The organism is Leptospira hartskeerlii (assembly GCF_002811475.1).
GTDB classification, from domain to species: Bacteria; Spirochaetota; Leptospiria; order Leptospirales; family Leptospiraceae; genus Leptospira_B; species Leptospira_B hartskeerlii.
This window is the reverse complement of sequence record NZ_NPDL01000003.1, coordinates 137,540-157,423: the sequence shown is the minus strand read 5'-3', so window position 1 is coordinate 157,423 and position 19,884 is coordinate 137,540. Positions and strand designations below refer to the sequence as shown.

The following is a 19,884-nucleotide window of genomic DNA, read 5'->3' as shown; positions in this document are numbered from 1 at the left end:
AAGGTGGATCATGAAAAAAATCCTCTTCTTATTTTTATTCTTTTACGCTCATATAATATCTTCTGAAGAAGTTCGAGATCCTTCTTTGGAGATATATTTCCAATGGATCTTGTTTAGGACCCAAGGTAGGATCTCTGAAGAAAAGGAAAGTTCTAAAATTTCAGCGTTAGTTTTGCCTGCTGTGATAGGTTTTAAATTTGAGAAGTCCACGCAAAAGTTTAGAGCTGATTTAGAATGGAATCTGGTTAGTACACCAAATTCCGGATTATTCTTCTTACCGGGTAAAAACTCTTATATTGGAATTCTTTACAAAGGATTTTTATGGGGTGTAGGAAGAAGATCCGATCCGGAAGAATTTCCTGCCTGGTCTTTCTGGAAAGATGGAGTAGAAGGACTATTTGCAGAAACTGAATTGGATCGAGTCAAGATCAGATTCGATTTTTTGGATCTATACAGAGGGTTTCCTTTATTGGAAAACCAATGGTTGAAACTGCAGGGAAGAGAGTTGTTTCTTCCTAAACAGGCTAGAGATGAATTAATTTCCGAAAAGGATGCAGCCGTTTTTTCGCAATCTAGATACAGAGCAGGTATCAATCTAATAGGGAATAAAGAAGACCGTTTTGTATATAGGTTTAGACTGCGTTATTTATCCTTGGGAGATTGGGGAAGATTCGGTTCCGATACAAAGGAATCCAAGTCTGAAACTATAGAAGGAGATAGGGATTATTTAGTCGAATGGAGACTTGGACTTGGATTTATCTGGAAGTATATTTATGTTTCCGGTGACTTTTTCCTTTCCAGAGGGATCGATAAAACTGGATATCATCCGAATCGGGCCGAAAGATCGATCCCGATCAGTGGAGAAGCTTTCCGATTTGATTTAGGTTTTTATAATATATACGGTAAAATTTCCATTTTCGGTTTTTTGCCGGATAGAGAAAAAAGATCTTCTCAAGGTGAAATTTTAGAACTTGGTTTTGTAGGAATGGGAGCTTCTCCCATTCCGAACCCTATTCTGCAACAGGTTTGGGGATTTTATCCTTCTACTTGGATCACGGACCGGGGGTTGGAAAGGGAAGAGACCAATTTTCCCGGTAAAAGGCCCACAAATCTATTCGGTTGGAAAGCGGAAGGAAAGTTTTTCGGAATTTCTCCCGGCGTTCATTTTACTTATATCGGATTTTTGAAAGAGGAGAATTCTTCCTCCGGTCTTTGGACAATCTCTTCAAAGAATATGCAAAATAAATTTTTGAGAGAGGCAGGAGTAAGTATCGCCTGGTCTCCTTTGGAAGATGGATCTGCAAAGATCGAATTGGATCTAGGAGGTTTTGAGTCCGACGAAGCAACAGGATTAAAACAGTGGTACATGCTTTTTCGGATAGGAGGAGTTTGGAAATGAAGAAGTTTTATTTTTTCTTATTTACGATCATTTACTTCTACTCCTGCGAAAAAACAGAAGAGGATGTTTCCGTTTTCTGGGAAGATGAATTGTTTCCTAAGGTTTTCTTTTCTTATCCTGGCAGATTTGTTCCGGTTGGCAAAAAGAGAAATGTAAGAGATGAGATCCTACGCATCGTCCGAGGGACAAAAGAATCTATCTACATGCATATTTATTCGTTCGATGATCCTGAAATAGAAGGAGAACTATTAAAAGCAAACCAAAGAGGAGTTCATTTGGAACTCATGGGAGAATGGGGCAAAACATACCCGAGTTCTATTCTGCCATTTTTGAAATACTGGGAGGGAACCGGCTTACAGCATACCAAGGTTTTGGTTTCAGACAAATCTTTGGTGTTTATGGGAACAGGTAATTTTACATTTTACGGTTTGGAGCAAGATCATAATGGATATTTTGAATTCAAATTGAACCGAAAGGAATGGGAAAACTTCTATTCTTTTCTAAAGGAAGAATATCCATTTCCTGTATTGAAGATTGCCGGATTAGAGTTTTGGAATTCTCCTTTGGAAGGAAATTTGATCCAGAATCGACTTTTAGATTCTGTTCTTTCTTCTCGGTATTCGATTCGATATTTGATCTTCGATCATTACGATCCGGTCTTGAGTTCGGGATTTACTCGTACAAATCATAGATCAGGTGAAGGGATTTATAATCGTCCAGTTGATCCTGAAGGAGAGATTCTTTCAATCATTCCAGGAATTGAGATTATGGAAGACGGAAATGAGGATATTTTAGATGGCCCAGACATAGGAAAAGGAGGACTTCTTCATCATAAAACGATGATCTTAGATGATATAGAAGTTCTAACCGGATCTTATAATTACTCTTTGAATGCAAGGGATTCTAATCGAGAGATCCTTATTCGATTGAAGGATGTCCGGATTGCCAAAGAATTCAAACAAGAATGGGAAAATATACGAACTAAATCAAAACGTGTAGAAGTCTCATCTTCAAAATTTCAGTTTAATTCGGTTAACGCGTATATTTATGACGAAAACAATGATCAGATTTGCAGATCCCAAGTCCAGCCTGAGGATTCTTTTTTAGAGATCGGATTTGCCTGGTTTCATTGGACCAATTTTTACAGATGGAAAGAGGAGTCATGTAAATCGATAGTAGATTATGAATCCATTAGTTCTCGGTCTTTTGGAAGTATAAGTGAATTTCCAAAGACTGAGGCGGAAAATTTAGGAATTAGATCATTCTCCAGAAATGGAATATTAGAATTTTCTGTTCCTGAATCGGATTTAATGAATGAATTCCATTCTACAATTTTAAAACCTTCTCTCTTTTTGAGACCATCTCAATTTTTAGGGACGGTTGGAGCCTGGGTCTTTTCTGATACTTCCGAACTTACTGAACTTTTAGCTGGAAATTCTCCCGGACAAGTTTGGATCTTAGAAAGAGGGAAACTTCCAAGAAAGTTGGGAGTTTCCATGGAAGAAGGAGTGTATTATCTTTCGGAGACTATAACTTCCAATTCCGGTGTTATGATTCTTGAATATGAGAACTTCGGGTTGTATTTCTGTTATAAGTCCATCAATTATAATTTGCACTGGCCTGAGGAAATTTTATTTGCAGTTTACGATTTCAGAGAAGCTCACAATATTCCGGACCAATATTCTAAATCCAATTTGGAATTTTTTGCAGAACAAGGACTTCCGAACCAAAGAAGAGAGAATTTATGCGTTATCTCTCTTTGAGATTAGAATTTCTCCTTTTACAAAAAGGCCCAATAAAATCCAGAACAGGATAACCACCTCGTCATCTTGGAAATAACATTGGAATAGTCCCGAAACAAAAAATCCGATCAATCCGTAGAAGAATAAAATGACCTGAAAATCTTGTTTGGATTGGAATAGATAAGCTATTAGAATTGCTCCTAGTCCTAAATAGATCAATACCGCAGGGATCCCAAAGACGGACGCTAAATGGAAATAATCGTTATGAGCATGTCCTCTTTGGGTAACTTCATAAAAGTAGGCGAGTTCGGAATATTCTTCTGAATGCACTGTCCTTACTTTTTCGATCTCTTTGTTATAATTCCCGGGGCCAACTCCGATGATTGGATGTTCAAGGACCAATGGAAAACTGGAATCCCAGATGAATGTTCTTCCGGAATCTGTATGTTTTTCTTTTCCGAAGAGAGGACCAATGACCTTCTTTCCAGCAGGGCTGAACGCCAATACGAGTCCTATCAAAAATAAAAGTCCTAAGAAAAGGGAAGCGCCCTTGATCAAAAATGACTTCGAAAATTCTTTTCTGATAAAGAATAAATGAATACCCGCAAAAAAGATACTCACTCCGGCTCCGATCATACTGGATCTTGCTTGGTTTAATAAAAACACAACGCAGTATAAAAAGAGCAGAATGCCCGCAATCAATATCCTTTTTTTATCTCCCTGGATCAATGTCCTTAAGAATCCAAATACTGCAAATGCGGAGAAAAATTGAAGTAAACCTCCGAACGTTAGATGAGTATTCATCAGACCAATGGAGATATAAAGAGGAATAGAAGAAATAGAACCTAATGGATGAGTGAATCTGTAACTACTGGAGGTTTTATATAAGTCGCTAATGATCCTAGAAAGTCGGACTGGAGTGAAACCTCCTGCAACTCCGGTAAATACCAGGATCAAAAAAAGCCAGAAGAGCGCGCGATACACTTTTGGCAAATCTTCCTTTGTAGTAAATCCTACGGAGAGCAAACCGAAAAATAAAAAGAAGTCTTTGAGTTCTCCGTTCCATGCTGCCTTAGTGTAGCCGGCGGAATTGTCGAAAACAAGATGGATCAGAAATACGATCCCATACCAAAGAAAGAGAGAAATGGAAATTTTAGAAACAGGATGATTTGGTAAGATCTCTTTCCAATTTCCTAGCTTTAATTGGTCCACAATTCCGAAAAAAAAGGAAAGCACCAGAAATCCCTGGCTTAAGCTGACCGAAATTCCGATGGAAGGAAGGGTTGCGAGTAAACAGAATAGATGCGCCTTTTTTAAAAACTCTTTCATCTGGATTCTGGAAATAATCTCACCGATCTATTCTTTGTAAATTCGATTATTTTTCACATAGATTTCTGTAATGGAGTGGTAAAATCCATATTATGGAGGAGATTGGTCCCGCATTAGGAACCTAGATGAAGATTCTTTATTTTTCGGACACCTTTTTACCTAAAATAGACGGGGTCGCTATTTCAATGAGAAATTTTGCGGAAGCCCTTGCCGAAAGAGGACATGAATTTCTGATTTGTTGTCCACGTTATGGAGAAGGTGACTTCGATAGAATGGGAGATCATATCCGTCTGGAAAGATTCAGAAGTGGATATTTGCCCAGTTACCCGGATATCAAGGTTGTTTTGCCTTCTCCTTCTAAGATCAAAAGAGCGATCAAAGAATTCCAACCTGATCTAGTGCATATCCACACTCCTGGGCTTATGGGAGTCTACGGGATAAACGCCACTGAAAAATATGGGATCCCAAGTATAGGGACTTATCATACTTTGATGTCCGAGCAGGACATGTATCTTTCTTTTTATCGCCTTCTAAAACTAGACAAACTTTTCATGAGAATTGGAAAGTTAAATAAGAAGATCAAGATAAAGGATTTGGTAAAGTTTGAAAAATTCGACAAGTTCAATATTCGTAAAAAGATTATTTTAAAAATTACGAATAATTTATACGATCGTTGTGATTTGATCATTTCTCCTTCTCACCTGATCAAAAAGCAGTTAGAAGAGTTCGGGTTAAAGAAACCCGTTGCAGTCATCTCTAACGGTCTGGATCTTTCTCAATTTAAGGGAAGTCCTAAAACTCTTTCGGAAAGCCCTAAACTTCTGCATGTAGGTAGGATCTCCTACGAGAAAAATTGCGATGTGATCATAAACTCTTTCAAACTGATCCTTGAAAAGATCCCATCTGCTACTTTGACAATCATAGGAGATGGTCCCGCGTTGGCTTCACTTAAGGTTCAGGCGCAAAAGCTAGGGATAGATCATAAAATTACATTTACCGGTTTTATAGATAGAGCAGAACTTCCGAAACATTATCCGAATTATGATCTGTTCTTAACCGCTTCTACGATGGAAACACAAGGACTTGTGATTCTAGAGTCTGTGGCCTGCGGTCTTCCTGCAGTTGGCGTGGATTCATTTGCGATCCCGGAACTAATTCATGACGGTGTGAACGGATTTATCGCAAAACCTTTCGATGTAAAAGATATAGCGGAAAAAACGGTTCGTATTCTTGAAGATCCTTCAATGTATGCTTCTTTCTCCAAGGAATCCTTAAAAATTTCACAAAGCCATGAAATGAAAGCTTGTGTAGATAGAATGGAAGAAGTATATAAATCAGTCGCAGCCCAAAAGAATAAGAAAAAGAAAAGATCTATACTGAATACGATCTTCTCTTTGGATCCTTTCGGGATCCTGGGCTGATCAAAAGAGTGTATTGATATTCTTGATGACGTTGATCCGTTTGATCACGTCTTCCGGAGTAATTCTTTCCATACAAGCAAAGTCTTTTCGATAGCAGGTGGTATTTCCGTAAATACTGCAAGGTCTGCAAGGCAGGTCTTCTATCTGCAAAACTCCAGTGTCTTCCTGACCGAAAGGTGCGAATCCTGAAAGTGGGTGAGTGGTCCCAAATAGTGCGATCACAGGTCGTTTGAGAAGCGCAGCTATATGGATGTTGGAAGAATCCATCCCGATGATCACATCCATTCTTTCCATGATCCCTAACTCACCTCGTATTCCAAGTTTACCACCGGAAACGATCGTCATGGATTGGTCCCCATTTCTCCATTCTTCCATTTGGACCGCCTCTTGGGAGGAACCGAATAAGAAAATTCTAATATTAGGAAATTCTTCTTTTAAAAGTTTGAGCAGCTCTAGGCTTTTTTCCATAGGCCATTCTTTGAGCTTGTGGCCTGCAAAAGGTGCATAACCCACCCACAGCCCTTCTTTTTTATCTATTTTTCTGGCAAGAAGGAAGTCTTTGGCATAAATTTTAGATTCAGGATCTACGTTGATCCAAGGACCTTTGCGTACAGTCGCGGGAAATCCTGCTTTTTCAAAAACTTTAAGATATCTGTCCACTGTGTGGGGAAGTTTACGTAAGATCTTCCGAGTCCTGCGTATTTGGCGCATTTTCTCTCTTCTTCCCTTAATAATCCGAAAAACGGAAACACCTCTGATCCAAAAGAAAAAACTGATAAAGCGAGACCTAACGCTGGAGTGTAGGTCTACTATCTTTTCGTAAGGACCTAATTTATTCAGTTCTTTGAATAAACGATATAAACCGGAGAGGCCTTTGTATTTTTTGAGATTGATCCCGATCACATGAACATTCGGAATATTATAAAAGAAGGGAGCATAATTCCCTCTTGTAACAACGGTAAGTTGTATATTCGTATACTTGGCGGCTACGGCGATCAATGCCGGAGCCATCAAGGCGACATCTCCCATCGCTGAGAATCTTAGCACCAAAAGATTCATGCTTGTTTTGTATATAAGGATGGGTTCAGATTTTTGTCGTTATACATTTTCATCTGCCTATACACCTTATAGAATTTATCTCCTTTAGATAAATCGTCCAGAAGTTCATCTAGACATTTTGAAAGATCGGTCCTTTGTTCCAGCAAAACATTTAATTTGTTTTGGCAGGTTTGGATATGTTCCGGACTCACATCCTTTCTTTCCGTTTGTTCTTTCATATGATAAATTTTGAGTTCCAGGATGCTCATCCTGTCTATCAGCCAAGCGGGGGTTTCCGAGTTCATTCTGGCATTCGGTTTTCTTTCTACGGACTTGTACATGGCAGAGATTTGATCGTCTATCTGCTCTACTAGGTCGGTTCTTTCCTGGTTGAGAGCGTCGATCTTTCTTTTGAATTGGACGAGTTCCTTGTCCGGGAGGTCAGGCCTTCTGATCTCGTCTTCCACATGCCATTGGATGGTATCTATCTGGTTTTTTTGGTAAAATAGGAACTCGAGCGAGGACTGAGGGAATGGATTCGGAGATAGAGCTTCCTCTTTATGCCAGTCCGTGACGGAATTTTTGAATATCTCAACCACTTTGGCCGATTCTAACTTCATCGGAGCTAGAATTTACGCGATAGACCAAAAATCAAGAGGATTTCCTATTGCCAGTCCGTCGGCTAATACCAGAACGTTATAGTTCCGCTTTACAAAATAAATTTCCCAGGTTAGGATTTTGCCCGCATGAAAAAAATAGTACCTCCGGAAGCGTTGCAATTTTTAGCGTCTATCCCTTTGTTTAAGGGTCTCCCGAGAAAATTACTAGTCTTACTTTATGGCCATATAGAAGAGCGGAACGTTCACAATCACACTGTTATTTATTATAAAGGAGAGATCTCCAAGGAACTTTACATAATCCGACATGGAGAGGTAATGATGACCTTAGGGGAGGCGGGCAAAACGGTTCGCTACTTAGGAGAAGGTGATGTATTCGCCGAGAATAGCGTTCTTACAAGAACGGCCCATACAGGTTCTGCAACTGCCATCCTGGATACATTATTGTATGTTTTAGATGGAGAATATTTTTTAAAACTAGCCGCAAAAGAAAGAGTTCTTTCTCAAAACTTGATGAGGCTGATGGGAATGAGAATGAGAGAGGTGATGGAAGATTCTTCCAGTCAGATACATTCTCCTAGAAGACTCGTATGTCATATCCCTATCGAAGATATAGAAGATTTTAAAGTCCACCTAGAGTCCATAGTGGATAACGGTAGGAAGTCCCACGAAGGCCATGTTTCTCTTTTGAGAATGGATACTTTCAAAGGAAAATCAGTTTCTGAGATGATTAGAACAATCGCTCAACTTAGAAAAAAGTCCGCAATTCTACATTTATATTTTAAAAACCCTGAGATCCAACCTGAGCTGGATAAACTCGTACAACAATGCGATCAGATCGTTTTCTGGGAAGAAAAACCGGAAAGAAATTTAAAGCAGAAAAATGATATCTTAGGCTATTGGGAGCCAAGGATACGGAATTTTTCCGGAAGGACTTCTCGTATCGTCGTATCCGAAAACGGATTAAGAAAGCATGAGGAATCCGCAAACCAAAAGGTATTTTATAAAGGAGAAACATTCGCAAGATATTTGGTTTCTAGGACTAGAGGCCTGGCATTGGGAGGCGGAGGAGCAAGAGCACTCGCTCATGTAGGTCTTTTGAAAGTTTTAGAAAGAGAAGGGATCCGTTTTGATTTTGTAAGTGGCTCTTCTTTCGGTGCTGTGATCGGAGCTCTTTATGCGAGAGGAGAAAGCACTGATTCTATCTTCAAAATGATCGGTAAGTTTTTTGGAGGAATAGAAAAACCGTTCGATCCAACCATCCCGCTTATCTCCTTCTTCAAAGGAAAAAGAATGCTCCGAATGTTAAAAGATGCATTTGGCACTCAGTTAATAGAAGATCTAAAGATACCATTTGCAACTTCTGCTGTGGATCTTCATAGCGGACAAGAATATGTAATGGATCAAGGTCCTGTCTGGGAAGCGCTTGCAGCGGCGATGAGTTTGCCCGGGATGTTCCCTCCTGTATTCAAAGGAGATCATCTTTTGATAGATGGCGGAGTGATCAATAACGTTCCGGAAAATCTGATCAGAAGAAAAGGTGCAGATGTGATTTTATCGGTAAACGTTTCTCCATTGCGAGACGAAGGGATCGTAAGGCTTTTAGAAGATCGAAAAGTGACCGGAAAATCCTTCTTTAAAAATCTTTGGGAAGATATTACTTATCCTCCAATTCTAAAGATCATGGCAAGAGCGATCACCTTAGAAGGGAGAGAGATCACCAAATTGAGAAAAGAGAAAATGGACCTTTTTATCAATTTACATATAGAAGAATTCGCATTTACGGATTTCGGAAAATATAAGGAAATTATTAAGAAGGGAGAATTGGAAACGGAAGCCGCAATCGGTGATATCCGTAAATTATTCTTCCCTTCTGAAAAATAATTAGAGATAACTTAGGATCTTTTCCTGGAGTCTATCTGAATGTTTTCTCCAGGAAAGTTTCCATTCTTCACTTCCTTTCGGTCCTACTTTGTTGGTAAGCGCAAATATGGTTCCGAAAGGAATGTTAAATAGATTACATACTTTTGCAAGACCGAAGGCTTCCATATTCTCGAAACCTAAACTTTCTCCCTTAATCCTTTCTAAAGCGCGTGGACTTAAGTCCTCTAAGGTGACCGAGCCCGTTCCGTTCGTTGCAGATTCTACGAAATCGTTTCCATCAAATGGGAACTGTAAATCTGGAAACTCGTATTTAAAAGTCATACTTTCCGGAAGTCTGATCTTTTTGTCTAAGAATGCGATCTGGTAGTTTGCGAATACTTTCGAAATTCCGAATTTACCCTCCCATTCTTTTCGAGGGATCCAGTTATATACTCCGGCGGAGCCTATTCCTAAAATCGCCTTGGGTTTCCAGGTAGAAGGATCTGAAAGATATTTTTGGAGATTGATGGCGGCTTCCAATTCACCAATTCCCGCTTCTAAGGTATGGATCCTAGGATCCGATTTTAATTTGTCTATTTCTCCTGCGAAAGCCGCGCAGAAAAGAATGTCCTGAATTTTAAGGTCGCTCATCTGATTAAAGAAAGATTGTTTTTATCAGATGCGTGTAGAGTTCTGCAACCTTATTTCTTTTCACTTTCATGGTTTCGGTGAGTTCTTTTCCTTTTTCGAACTCCTTGTCCAACAGGCGAAACTCGCCTATTTTTTCGAAATTTTTGAATCCGTTCTTTTCCGAGATTGTATTCTTGATCAGATCTTTGTAAAACTTCAGCACTTTCGGATCTTGGACCAGGTTGGAATTATCATTTGGTAGAGGAATCCCTTGGGAGGAAAAATGATCTCTGATTTTGGCAAAGTCCGGAACGATCAATACCGCTAAAAACTTTTGGTCCTGGCCTATAACTACAGCAGTTAAGGCCCAACCGGTTTCTAAAATTTTTCCTTCGATTGGTTCCGGTTCGACATTCTCTCCGGAAGAAAGAACGATCGTATCCTTTGCTCTGCCTGCAAATTTTAATTCGCCGGTTTTAGTCCAAACGAATAAGTCGCCAGAGTTAAACCAGCCATCCGAAAAATTGGACCCGGTGAGTTCCGAATTTTTATAATAGCCTGCAGTTACATGGGGACCCTTATGCCAAGCGATCCCTTTATCTCCCGGTTTCGAAACCACCACATTCTGCTCGCCGACTAACTTGATATGTGCGCCCGGAAACACAGGTCCAATGGATCCTGTTTTTGGGATTGGAAAACTCCCCAAGGCTCCCATTCCTGTGGTCTCAGTCATTCCGTATGTTTCTATGATAGGAACTCCCACGGAGCGGAAGAAAAATTGGATCTTAGGAGGCATTGCTCCCGCTCCGCAAAATGCAAACTTAAGTTGTCCACCGAATAAAGCTCTGACAGGCGAGAGAACTTTCTGGGCTAAAATATTTAAAGAATAAAAGAATGGAAGAAGCAAAGTAGAAACCACTGTGTCGGTCAGCTTCTCCTCTTTATTGGATTCTTCCGTTTCCGAATAATTTCCAGTGACAGTATCTAAAAGAGAATTATACGTCTCTGCAATCCTGACTGCCGTTTTAAAAATAAAAAGTTTTGCAGGAGAAGATTTAGAAGCTTTATCCCAAATCCTGCGGTACAATGCTTCCCAAACTCTTGGGACAGATACAAGAACTGTAGGTTTAATGATCTCAAAGTCACGAGTAAGCTGAGAAACACTAGAGCAGGCGAGTGAGGCTCCCCAGGAAAGAAGTGCTGTTTCTAAAATTCTTTCCGCGATATGCCAAGGAGGAAGGAACACTACAACTCTATCCGAATAATTTGCAGGCACGAATTGCTGCAGCTGGTCGATCGTCCAGGTAAAAGATCTATGTTTTAGGAGCACACCTTTTGGAACTCCTGTAGTCCCGGAGGTGTAGATGATTGTTGCAATATCATTTTCGGTTAAGGACTCTCCGACTGAATGCAGGAGCGATTTTCCTTTTTTTTCAACCCAGGCCCTTCCTTGAGCAATTGCAGTTTCCAGATCTATAAATTCTATTTTAGGATACGAAGTTTTTAATTTTGCGAGCGAAGGAAAATCCTCCTCAGGCTCTATAAGTATTACGGTTTCTAGATGTTTTAATCTGTTTAAAATATTTCCCAGTTTGACTAAGGCTTGTTCTTTTTCTATAAATGTGATCTTGGATTCAGTATGATCTAGAATATAGAATATCTCTTCATCGCTTGCGTCACATCCTCTTGGAACATCCGCTCCACCGGAACACATTACGGAGAAGGAGCATAATGCCCATTCTGTCCTATTATCGCAGAATAAGCCTACCTTATCGCCTTTGTTTAGATTTTTCTGTCTGAAAAATCCGGAAAGATTTTCCAGATTTAAAAACCATTCGGAATAAGAAATTCCGGAGAATGATTTTAATTTCTCATCCCAGATCCATTGGAATGGCCTGTCTTTGTAATGGATACAAGAATCCCTGACTAGATGATAGATGCTTCTTTTTTCCATGGAAGATTAGGAAAGTAGGCCTAGAGTCTCCGGCTCGTTCAACATTAAATTTATATTTTGTAATGCCTGGCTGGCCGCTCCCTTCATTAGATTGTCCAAAGCGGAAACGATTGTGATATTTTTCCCTCTTTGTCTCAGGCTAATATCCAAGAAGTTGGTATGTTGCACTTTTGCCAGATCTATCTCTTCCGGAGTTTTTCTGATCCTGATAAATGGTTCTGATTTGGAATTTTCAGTCAGAGTTTCCAAGAAAGGTAAATTTTCGGAATTTGCTTCCAGATATATAGTAGATAAGATCCCCCGATAGACAGGGAGTAAATGAGGCACGAATAAAATTTCAGGCTCGGACAATCCGGTTCCAGCAAAACAATACTCTTGGATCTCAGGTTCATGCTGGTGGCTTAAAATTTTATACGCTCTAAAATTTTCGTACACACCGTTGAAGGAAAATCCTCCGTCTTCTACTCTTCCTCCGGCACCGCTGATGCCTGATTTACAATCGGCTATAACCCTAGGTTTGATCTCTTTTCTGAGATTTCCTAAAAGATATAGAGCCAAGATTACGGAAGTGGAGAAGCAGCCGGGATTAGAAACAAAGTCCGCACCTTTCAGTTGATCCCTGAAAATTTCAGGAATACCGAATATCGCTCTAGCAGTTAAAGAGAAGCTCGTATGTTTTAATTTATAATTCGTTTCGAATTTTTCTTGGTTATGAAGACGATAAACTCCGGAAAGATCGATTACCTTATGACCTTTATCCAAGAATTTAGGAGCTAACTCCAAGGATGCTTCGTTAGGAACCGCGAGAACTACAAGTGAATCTTTTGGAACCTCGTCCTCATGTTTTTTAAAAACCAGATTATTAGGAGATATTAGATCCGGAAAAACTTCTGAAAGAGATTTGCCTGCAAGTTTATCGCTAGTAACATGCACCGCTTTGTATTTTGGATGGCGGGCAAGAAGTCCTAATAACTCTTTTCCTGTAAATCCGCCTGCTCCGATGATGCTGATCTCTGACATAGGTCTTCCTTTTGACTAGCGTTTGAAACAATCCTAAAAATCAGGACTAGGCTTGGAATAAAAAAACGCCGGATGAGTTTTCATCCGGCGGTCAATGGTTTCTAAAAAGAAAGCCAGTAGTAATTAGCCTGCTGCTTTTTGGACTTCTTCCGACGGCTGAGCAGGTGGTAGTTTGCCGTCAGGTGCTAAAGGGGGTAATCCGTTTAGATCTCTTACCATATTTTCTACTTGGAAGGCGATCTCTGGATTTGATTTCAGATATTCTTTAGCTGCTTCTTTCCCTTGGCCTATCTTTTCCGTATTATAGGAATACCAGGCCCCGGATTTGCTAATAATGTCGTGTTTTACCCCTAAGTCAACGAGAGAACTTTCTCTGCTGATTCCGCTGTTAAAGATTATGTCGAATTCCGCTTGGCGGAACGGAGGTGCCATTTTGTTTTTTACAACTTTTACACGCACTCTGTTACCAGTGGCTTCTTCCTTCTCTTTAAGAGTTTCTATCTTACGGATATCTAAGCGAACTGTACTATAAAACTTTAATGCGTTTCCACCGGTGGTAGTTTCAGGAGAACCGAACATAACACCGATCTTCATACGGATCTGGTTAATAAAGATAACTACAGTCTTAGACTTAGAAATGGTTCCGGTCAGTTTACGAAGTGCTTGGGACATAAGTCTTGCTTGCAGACCCATATGAGAATCTCCCATATCACCTTCGATCTCTGCCTTAGGAACCAAGGCTGCAACCGAGTCCAAAACCACGATATCGATCGCGTTGCTTCGGACTAGAGATTCACAAATTTCTAATGCTTCTTCTCCGTTGTCCGGTTGAGAAACTAATAATTCCTCTAAGTTTACTCCTAGCTTTTTGGCATAAGCAGGATCCAATGCATGTTCCGCATCTATAAACGCTGCGACTCCGCCTCTTTTTTGGCATTCCGCAATTGCTGAAAGTGTAAGAGTTGTCTTTCCGGATGATTCAGGCCCGTAGATCTCTACGATCCTACCTAATGGATAACCGCCGATTCCTAATGCGATATCCAGATCTAGGGATCCTGTAGGAATAACAGGGGCAACAACCGCAGCAGCAGCAGCTCCCAAACGCATAATGGATCCCTTACCGAATTGTTTTTCGATTTGGGTCATTGCCTGGTCTATGGCCTGGCGCTTGGAATCATCCAAACCCTGTGCTTCTTCTTTTTGCTTTTTCATGGACTCTTTAGCTCCTTCTCTTGCCAAGACCCGGTTCCCCCTCAGATAAAACTGCGTGTACTTTTTTAATGGGAATCAATCTTTTCTAATACGAAGGATACTCTTAGTCCCGGACAAATTCCAGAGCGGATCTAAAAAACCTTCGGATTCCCTGGGAAAAGTTTCTGATGAAATCACTCTTATGTCACCCAAAAAATTGGATCATGGGTGAAAAAAGTGCAAATATTTGTATAGTAAATATGATTGTAGTAAAATAGGCCTGGAAAAACAAGGCCTAATCGGACAAAAATCCATTCTCCGCTTTCTCCTTATCGGCTAAAAAGGAGACTTCTGCCTTATGACTACGTCTAGTTTGCTCTATAAGGAATTTCCAGAACCTTCCCGCATATAATATAAATATAATAAATGAGGAGAATACCAAGAGTATTTTAGAGAGAAGTAATATATAGAAAGGTGCCAGGTTATGATTCGGAAAATAAAATAGTTCCGTTTTGTTTTCTGAGAAGTTTTTCACGTTCCCGCCATGCTTTTTATCTTCTTCCGAGAATGTGCGGACTTCTCTGATATCTAAGTCCTTGATAGGAAAATCCGGGGTGGTTTTGTATAATAAAAGCGCTCCCGATTCGGAGAAGAGTAAAAAGCTTCCTTGTAGTTTTAATTCTCCCCATTTAGGCAATGGGCGATAGGAAAGATTACGGAATACGTATCTGATCGAGACTGGGCCAGTTTCGAATTCGTAATAAGAATCCGGGAAATTTCCTTTATCATAAAATAGGGTCTCCCATTCCTTTCCGGAGAATTTAATTTGCACTCCTTCGAACCTTTCCAGGCTTTCTAGATCTTTTCTTAGCTTGTCTAATCCTTGTTTTTGGTTTTGTTTTTTGTCAGGTTTTAGATCGTTTTTTAGAAACAATTCTAAACTTTCTTCGGAGTCTTTTTTTAACTCTGTAATATATTCGGCACTTAAGGTACGGACTATCCTTTCTTCCGCTAAAATCGGATGCCCAGACCATTCTAAAAACGAGTTTAATAACTCATCCGAGGACTTTTCGGAAGCAGTAAGGCTTAAGGGATAGGAGAGAAAGAAAAGCAAAAAGAAGAATCGGAAAACCTTTGACATAGGCGGCTTTTATCCTGTATTACTCAAACAATAATCGAAAACCCTGAACTGAAAAGCTTTAAAAATATATGAGCCTGTTAGAACTACATAAAATCCAAACCACCAAATCTTCCTGGCAAGACTTTGTGGAATATAGTATCGATACTCCTTTTTATACCGAAACAAAGGCCAAAACCCAGTCTTTGGTAGAGGCGATACAACTTACGCTATTCCATGATTATCTATCCACTTTCTCGGCGGAGGAAAAGGCTACGTTCCTTTCTTCTCCGGATGCATTCCAGGCATCTGCCGAAAAGTTCGTGAATATATTGGAAGGTGTGCGTTATTCCCAGGAAGGGTATAACCAAAAGGAAAGATCCCTGTTTTTAGGAATGTTAAAGTCCTTATTAAAAGAATATAAGGTAGATGAGAACGGAGAAAGAAAGGATCTGGAAAGATACCATTTTTATAGATGTATCATTCGTTTTTGTTCTGATAAGGATTATATTTTTAGGGTGTACGAAAAATACAAATCCTATCTTTCCCAGGGCAGTTGGGTGTAATGGCCCAAAAGACTTTAGTCGTTTCTCCTGATTGCCCCATTTGTTCCGTGTTGCGCGGGACAAAGATCCCAGGCTTAATTCATCAAAATTCTTCTTTTATCATCCGTCACGCACCTGAAGATAAAAAAATCCCAGGTTATCTATATATAGAACCAATTTCTCATAGAGAAAAATATTCAGACTGGGACCCTAAAGAATTCAGGGACTTAGGAGAGACGCTCCAATTCGCAACAGATTGGATAGAGAAGAAGTATTCTCCTCCTAAAATCTATACAGTCTTAGTCGCGGAAAAAGTAGCTCATATGCATTTTCATTTGGTTCCTAGATACGAAGAAATCAAAGGACCTGAGTATATTCGACTAGCATTAGAAGGTTTGGCTTCGGCTCCGGTCGGGATACCATTCCCTAAATTCGAATGATCCTTTTTCCTTCCGTTATTATCAAAAAATTTCTGTCTAAAGTAAAAGGTTATGAATCAATCCAATATAGAAACCCTGATCGACGCGGGTAAAAAAAGAAAAGCGGACTTTGTAGAAATTTATGAGGAAGAGTCTAGAAATTCTTCCATCTCTCTTAGAGACCAAAAAATAGAACAATCTCTCGCCGCAACCGATTATGGGATCGGGATCCGATTGGTATACGGAACCGACGTATTATACGCATATACAAGTAATGACGACCAACAACATCTACTTTCTTTAATTCACTTACTCGCTGATTCTCGCGGAGAAGTAGCAAATGGCTCAAGCGCATTCACTCTTCCAGGAGATGTAGCTAAATATTCTTTTTCTAAAAATATTCATGATCCTCGGAAAGTTCCTCCATTTAGAAGGTTGGAACTCCTACAAAAGGCAGACTCAGTTGCCAGAAAAGTATCCTCTAAGATTATACAAGTAGGAGTAAGTGCTTCCGATATAGTAACGAATGTTTTGATCGCAAACTCGGAAGGACTTTGGGTAGAAGATCTTAGAGTTAGAAGTAGATTTTTCCTTTCTGTAACAGCGGAGAATAAAGGAGAAAGATTCGTAGCAAGTGAATCTCCAGGCGCTCTGAAAGGATTTGAATTTTTTGAAGGATTACCTGTAGAAGATATAGCACAAAAGGCAGGAGAAAGAGCTCTCTTCATGCTGGACGCAGGCTATATAGAAGGTAAAAAAATGCCCGTGGTAATGGGTAACGGTTTTGGTGGAGTCATTTTTCATGAAGCATGCGGTCATCCTTTGGAAACGGAAGCAATTCGCAAAAAATCTTCTCCCTTTGTAGGGAAATTAGGAGAGTCAATCGCTCAGTCTTGCCTAACGGCTTATGATGACGGAACGATTGAAGAGCAGTATGGCTCTTTGAAGGTAGACGATGAGGGAATGCCTACACAAAAAACTCTTCTGATCGAAAATGGAATTTTAAAAGCATATCTTGCTGATAGGATCGGATCCATGGAAACGGGATCTGCCAGGACCGGAAGTGGAAGAAGAGAATCTTATCAATATGCACCTGTTTCCAGAATGAGAAACACTTATATAGAAGCCGGAAAAGATTCCTTAGAGGAGATGTTTGCATCAGTGGATTTCGGACTCTATGCAAAAAGAATGGGTGGTGGATCCGTAAATCCTGCCACTGGAGAATTCAATTTTGCGGTTGAAGAAGGTTACGTAATCCGAAATGGAAAGATCTCAGAACCTGTAAGAGGAGCCACTCTGATAGGGAAAGGTCATGAAATTCTTCCTAAAATTTCCATGGTAGGAAAAGACTTGGAATTGGCAGCAGGAACCTGTGGAGCGTCTTCCGGTTCAATCCCTGTTACAGTGGGACAACCTTCACTTAAAGTGGATGAGATCCTAGTGGGGGGAAGATAATGGATTTAGAGCAAGCCGCCGGATTCGTATTAGAAGAAGGGAAACGTTATGGGATCGATTCCTTCGATCTGATCGCCACTGACTCTGAAGATATAGGGATTGAAGTTTTTAAAGGAAGAATTGTCTCTACGGAAACTTCTCGTTCCAGAGGAGTAGGCATCCGAGTCCTGAATAATTCCCGCCCCGGATATTCTTACAGCGAACGTTTTAGTAAAGAAGCTCTTTCCCAAATGGTGAGAGATGCAATGGATCAGACCGAGATTACGGATCCTCTCGACATGGAGCTCCCCGGACCGAAACCATTGGCAGAAATAGATCTGAAACATTATAATCCCGCATTAGAAAAATTGGATTTTGCCTGGATGAGAGAACAGGGACTTGCATTGGATCATGCATCTTGGGAATCCGATAAGAGAGTGGAAAATGTTCCTCATGTAGGTGTTGGAAAAAGTTCCACACAAAGTTTGATAGCAAACTCAAAAGGTGTTTTCGTTAAAAAAGATTCTAATGTTGCTTACCTTGGAACAGGTCTTGTAGTAGTCGAAAGTGATATCAAGAAGATGGGGAGTTATTACCGTTCTGGCAGAGATATTTCCCAATTCGATCCATCGTATATCGCTAAAGAAGCTGCTCATAGAGGAACAGAACTTTTAGGAGCGAAGCCTCTTCCTAGTGGTGTGTATACAATCGTTTTAGGAAATCGTATTAGTCCTCAGATTTTTGGGATGTTCTCTTCTCCTTATTTTGCGGATGCAGTTCAAAAAGGTTCCTCTCGTTTGGTCGGAAAACTTGGGAATGAAGTAGCATCTCCTATATTAAGTATCTATTGTGAAGCTCATACTCCGGACTATCCTGGATCTCGTTTAGTGGATGCGGAAGGAATTCCTACATCCGCACGAACTAAGGTTTTAGAGAACGGGGTCCTTAAGTCTTATCTATATAATTTAGAATCTGCTAAAAGAGATAATGTTTCTCCTACGGGACATGGGGTTCGTTCTTATTCAGGAAGGGCCGGCACATCATTCTCTAACATGATTGTTCCTTTGGGAACGAAGACCAAAGATGAACTATTAGCATCCGATTCTCATTGTATTTTTGTTACTAAGTTGGAAGGTGGGGCAGGTTGTAGCGCAGTATCTGGCGAGATTTCAATCGGGATCCAAGGGATCTATTATAAAAATGGAAAACCGGAACATGCAGTGGATCGTATCACAATGAACACGAATTATTTCGATCTACTCCATAAGATCCAAGGGATTTCTAACGAATACTCTGATAGTTATTCTTCGATCAAGGTCCCCGATATTTTGATCTCGGAAATTCACGTTGCAGGTTGATCATGTCGGAAGAAAGAAACAAGCCTGAAACATACTTACTCTCCAAAGAATTAGAAGAAGCAGTCCAAGTAGCTGAGATTACCGCAAGACCCTTGTTGTTAAAGGGAGAACCAGGAACCGGAAAATCACTCTTAGCGGATTATCTTTCCTTCAAGACTAAAAAGAAGCTCTACTCGTGGCATGTAAAATCTACCTCACTCGCAAAAGAAGGTTTATATTTTTATGATGCAGTTTCCAGGCTGAACGATTCTAGATTTACGGAAGATAAGGAGAAGGTCCGCAATATCGAAAATTATATCCGATTGGGCGCTCTGGGCGAGGCATTCTCTGCGAGCGAACCTTCTGTAGTCTTGATCGATGAAATAGATAAGGCGGATATAGAATTCCCGAACGATCTACTTTTAGAATTAGACAGGATGGAATTTGTGATCCAGGAAACTGGCCGTAAGATCAAAGCAGTCAATAGACCTTTAACTCTGATCACTTCGAATAACGAAAAGGAACTTCCGGCAGCATTTTTAAGAAGATGCATTTTTCATTATATTGATTTTCCTGAGCCGGCCTTCATGGCGGATATCGTATCTTCTCATTTTCCTAAGATCGAATCTTCTCTTTTGAAAAGAGCACTCGAGTCCTTCTATGTGATCCGCACCATGGATGACATGAAAAAAAAACCAGGCACAAGCGAACTACTGGATTGGATCCAAATTCTAATTCATATGGGAGCCAAACTTCCGGAAGACGGAAGGATTCCTTATATAGGCGCTCTTGTGAAGAATGAAGAGGATCTGAAATTGTTCAGATAAG

17 protein-coding genes are annotated in these 19,884 nt (G+C 40.1%); 9 read left to right on the top strand and 8 right to left on the bottom strand.

The features are described 5' to 3' along the window. Positions 1-10 precede the first annotated feature (10 nt). The gene (locus tag CH352_RS06105; RefSeq protein ID WP_100705941.1) at positions 11-1,399 is read left to right on the top strand and encodes an LA_2168 family protein; all 1,389 of its coding nucleotides are present in this window, start codon (positions 11-13) and stop codon (positions 1,397-1,399) included. Further along, entirely contained in the window at positions 1,396-3,162 is a 1,767-nt protein-coding gene (locus tag CH352_RS06100; protein ID WP_100705940.1) for a phospholipase D-like domain-containing protein, read from the top strand. Before CH352_RS06105 ends, CH352_RS06100 begins: the two co-directional genes overlap by 4 nt. On the opposite strand, the gene CH352_RS06095 is transcribed toward CH352_RS06100, so the two are convergent. Further along, positions 3,142-4,470: an O-antigen ligase family protein gene (locus CH352_RS06095; RefSeq protein ID WP_100705939.1), complete on the bottom strand. Its 1,329-nt coding sequence runs from the start codon at positions 4,468-4,470 to the stop codon at positions 3,142-3,144. The two genes, CH352_RS06100 and CH352_RS06095, sit on opposite strands and share 21 nt — an antisense overlap. A 125-nt stretch (positions 4,471-4,595) precedes the next feature. Between CH352_RS06095 and CH352_RS06090 the strand changes: the two genes are divergently transcribed. Continuing rightward, the gene (locus CH352_RS06090; protein ID WP_100705938.1) at positions 4,596-5,891 is read left to right on the top strand and encodes a glycosyltransferase; all 1,296 of its coding nucleotides are present in this window, start codon (positions 4,596-4,598) and stop codon (positions 5,889-5,891) included. On the opposite strand, the gene CH352_RS06085 is transcribed toward CH352_RS06090, so the two are convergent. Both CH352_RS06085 and CH352_RS06080 read right to left on the bottom strand, forming a co-directional pair. Beyond that, a complete protein-coding gene (locus tag CH352_RS06085) occupies positions 5,892-6,950 on the bottom strand; it encodes a glycosyltransferase family 9 protein (protein WP_100705937.1) in 1,059 nt (352 codons plus the stop codon). It lies immediately after the preceding gene. Then, positions 6,947-7,549 carry a DUF4254 domain-containing protein gene (locus tag CH352_RS06080; RefSeq protein WP_100705936.1) on the bottom strand — a complete coding sequence of 201 codons (603 nt, stop codon included), beginning with the start codon at positions 7,547-7,549 and terminating at the stop codon, positions 6,947-6,949. Before CH352_RS06080 ends, CH352_RS06085 begins: the two co-directional genes overlap by 4 nt. 126 nt (positions 7,550-7,675) lie before the next feature. On the opposite strand from CH352_RS06080, the gene CH352_RS06075 reads away from it, so the two are divergent. Further along, positions 7,676-9,430: a patatin-like phospholipase family protein gene (locus tag CH352_RS06075; protein WP_100705935.1), complete on the top strand. Its 1,755-nt coding sequence runs from the start codon at positions 7,676-7,678 to the stop codon at positions 9,428-9,430. Here CH352_RS06075 and CH352_RS06070 read toward each other — a convergent pair whose 3' ends face one another. From CH352_RS06070 to CH352_RS06050, 5 genes are all read right to left on the bottom strand, one after another. Then, entirely contained in the window at positions 9,431-10,060 is a 630-nt protein-coding gene (locus CH352_RS06070) for a phosphorylase (RefSeq protein ID WP_100705934.1), read from the bottom strand. Positions 10,061-10,064: 4 nt separating this feature from the next. Further along, the gene (locus CH352_RS06065; protein WP_100705933.1) at positions 10,065-11,993 is read right to left on the bottom strand and encodes an AMP-binding protein; all 1,929 of its coding nucleotides are present in this window, start codon (positions 11,991-11,993) and stop codon (positions 10,065-10,067) included. 6 nt (positions 11,994-11,999) lie between these two features. Next, a complete protein-coding gene (argC, locus tag CH352_RS06060; RefSeq protein WP_100705932.1) occupies positions 12,000-13,013 on the bottom strand; it encodes an N-acetyl-gamma-glutamyl-phosphate reductase in 1,014 nt (337 codons plus the stop codon). Between the two features lie 123 nt (positions 13,014-13,136). Next, positions 13,137-14,225: a recombinase RecA gene (recA, locus tag CH352_RS06055; RefSeq protein WP_100706247.1), complete on the bottom strand. Its 1,089-nt coding sequence runs from the start codon at positions 14,223-14,225 to the stop codon at positions 13,137-13,139. A gap of 274 nt (positions 14,226-14,499) precedes the next feature. Further along, positions 14,500-15,345 (bottom strand): hypothetical protein, encoded by an 846-nt coding sequence (locus tag CH352_RS06050; protein ID WP_100705931.1) that lies wholly within the window; start codon positions 15,343-15,345, stop codon positions 14,500-14,502. 68 nt (positions 15,346-15,413) lie between these two features. Here CH352_RS06050 and CH352_RS06045 point away from each other — a divergent pair, with 68 nt between their 5' ends. Genes CH352_RS06045 through CH352_RS06025 form a run of 5 tightly spaced genes read left to right on the top strand, consistent with a single transcriptional unit; the run spans position 15,414 to position 19,883 of the window. Then, positions 15,414-15,887, top strand: a complete 474-nt coding sequence (locus CH352_RS06045) for a hypothetical protein (RefSeq protein WP_100705930.1) — start codon at positions 15,414-15,416, stop codon at positions 15,885-15,887. Then, positions 15,887-16,306: an HIT family protein gene (locus tag CH352_RS06040; RefSeq protein WP_100705929.1), complete on the top strand. Its 420-nt coding sequence runs from the start codon at positions 15,887-15,889 to the stop codon at positions 16,304-16,306. The genes CH352_RS06045 and CH352_RS06040 overlap by 1 nt, the downstream gene beginning before the upstream one ends. A gap of 51 nt (positions 16,307-16,357) precedes the next feature. Continuing rightward, positions 16,358-17,740 carry a TldD/PmbA family protein gene (locus CH352_RS06035; protein ID WP_100705928.1) on the top strand — a complete coding sequence of 461 codons (1,383 nt, stop codon included), beginning with the start codon at positions 16,358-16,360 and terminating at the stop codon, positions 17,738-17,740. Beyond that, positions 17,740-19,077 carry a TldD/PmbA family protein gene (locus CH352_RS06030; RefSeq protein WP_100705927.1) on the top strand — a complete coding sequence of 446 codons (1,338 nt, stop codon included), beginning with the start codon at positions 17,740-17,742 and terminating at the stop codon, positions 19,075-19,077. The genes CH352_RS06035 and CH352_RS06030 overlap by 1 nt, the downstream gene beginning before the upstream one ends. A 2-nt stretch (positions 19,078-19,079) precedes the next feature. Beyond that, positions 19,080-19,883, top strand: coding sequence for an AAA family ATPase (locus CH352_RS06025; protein WP_100705926.1), 804 nt, complete (start codon positions 19,080-19,082; stop codon positions 19,881-19,883). Position 19,884 lies beyond the last annotated feature (1 nt).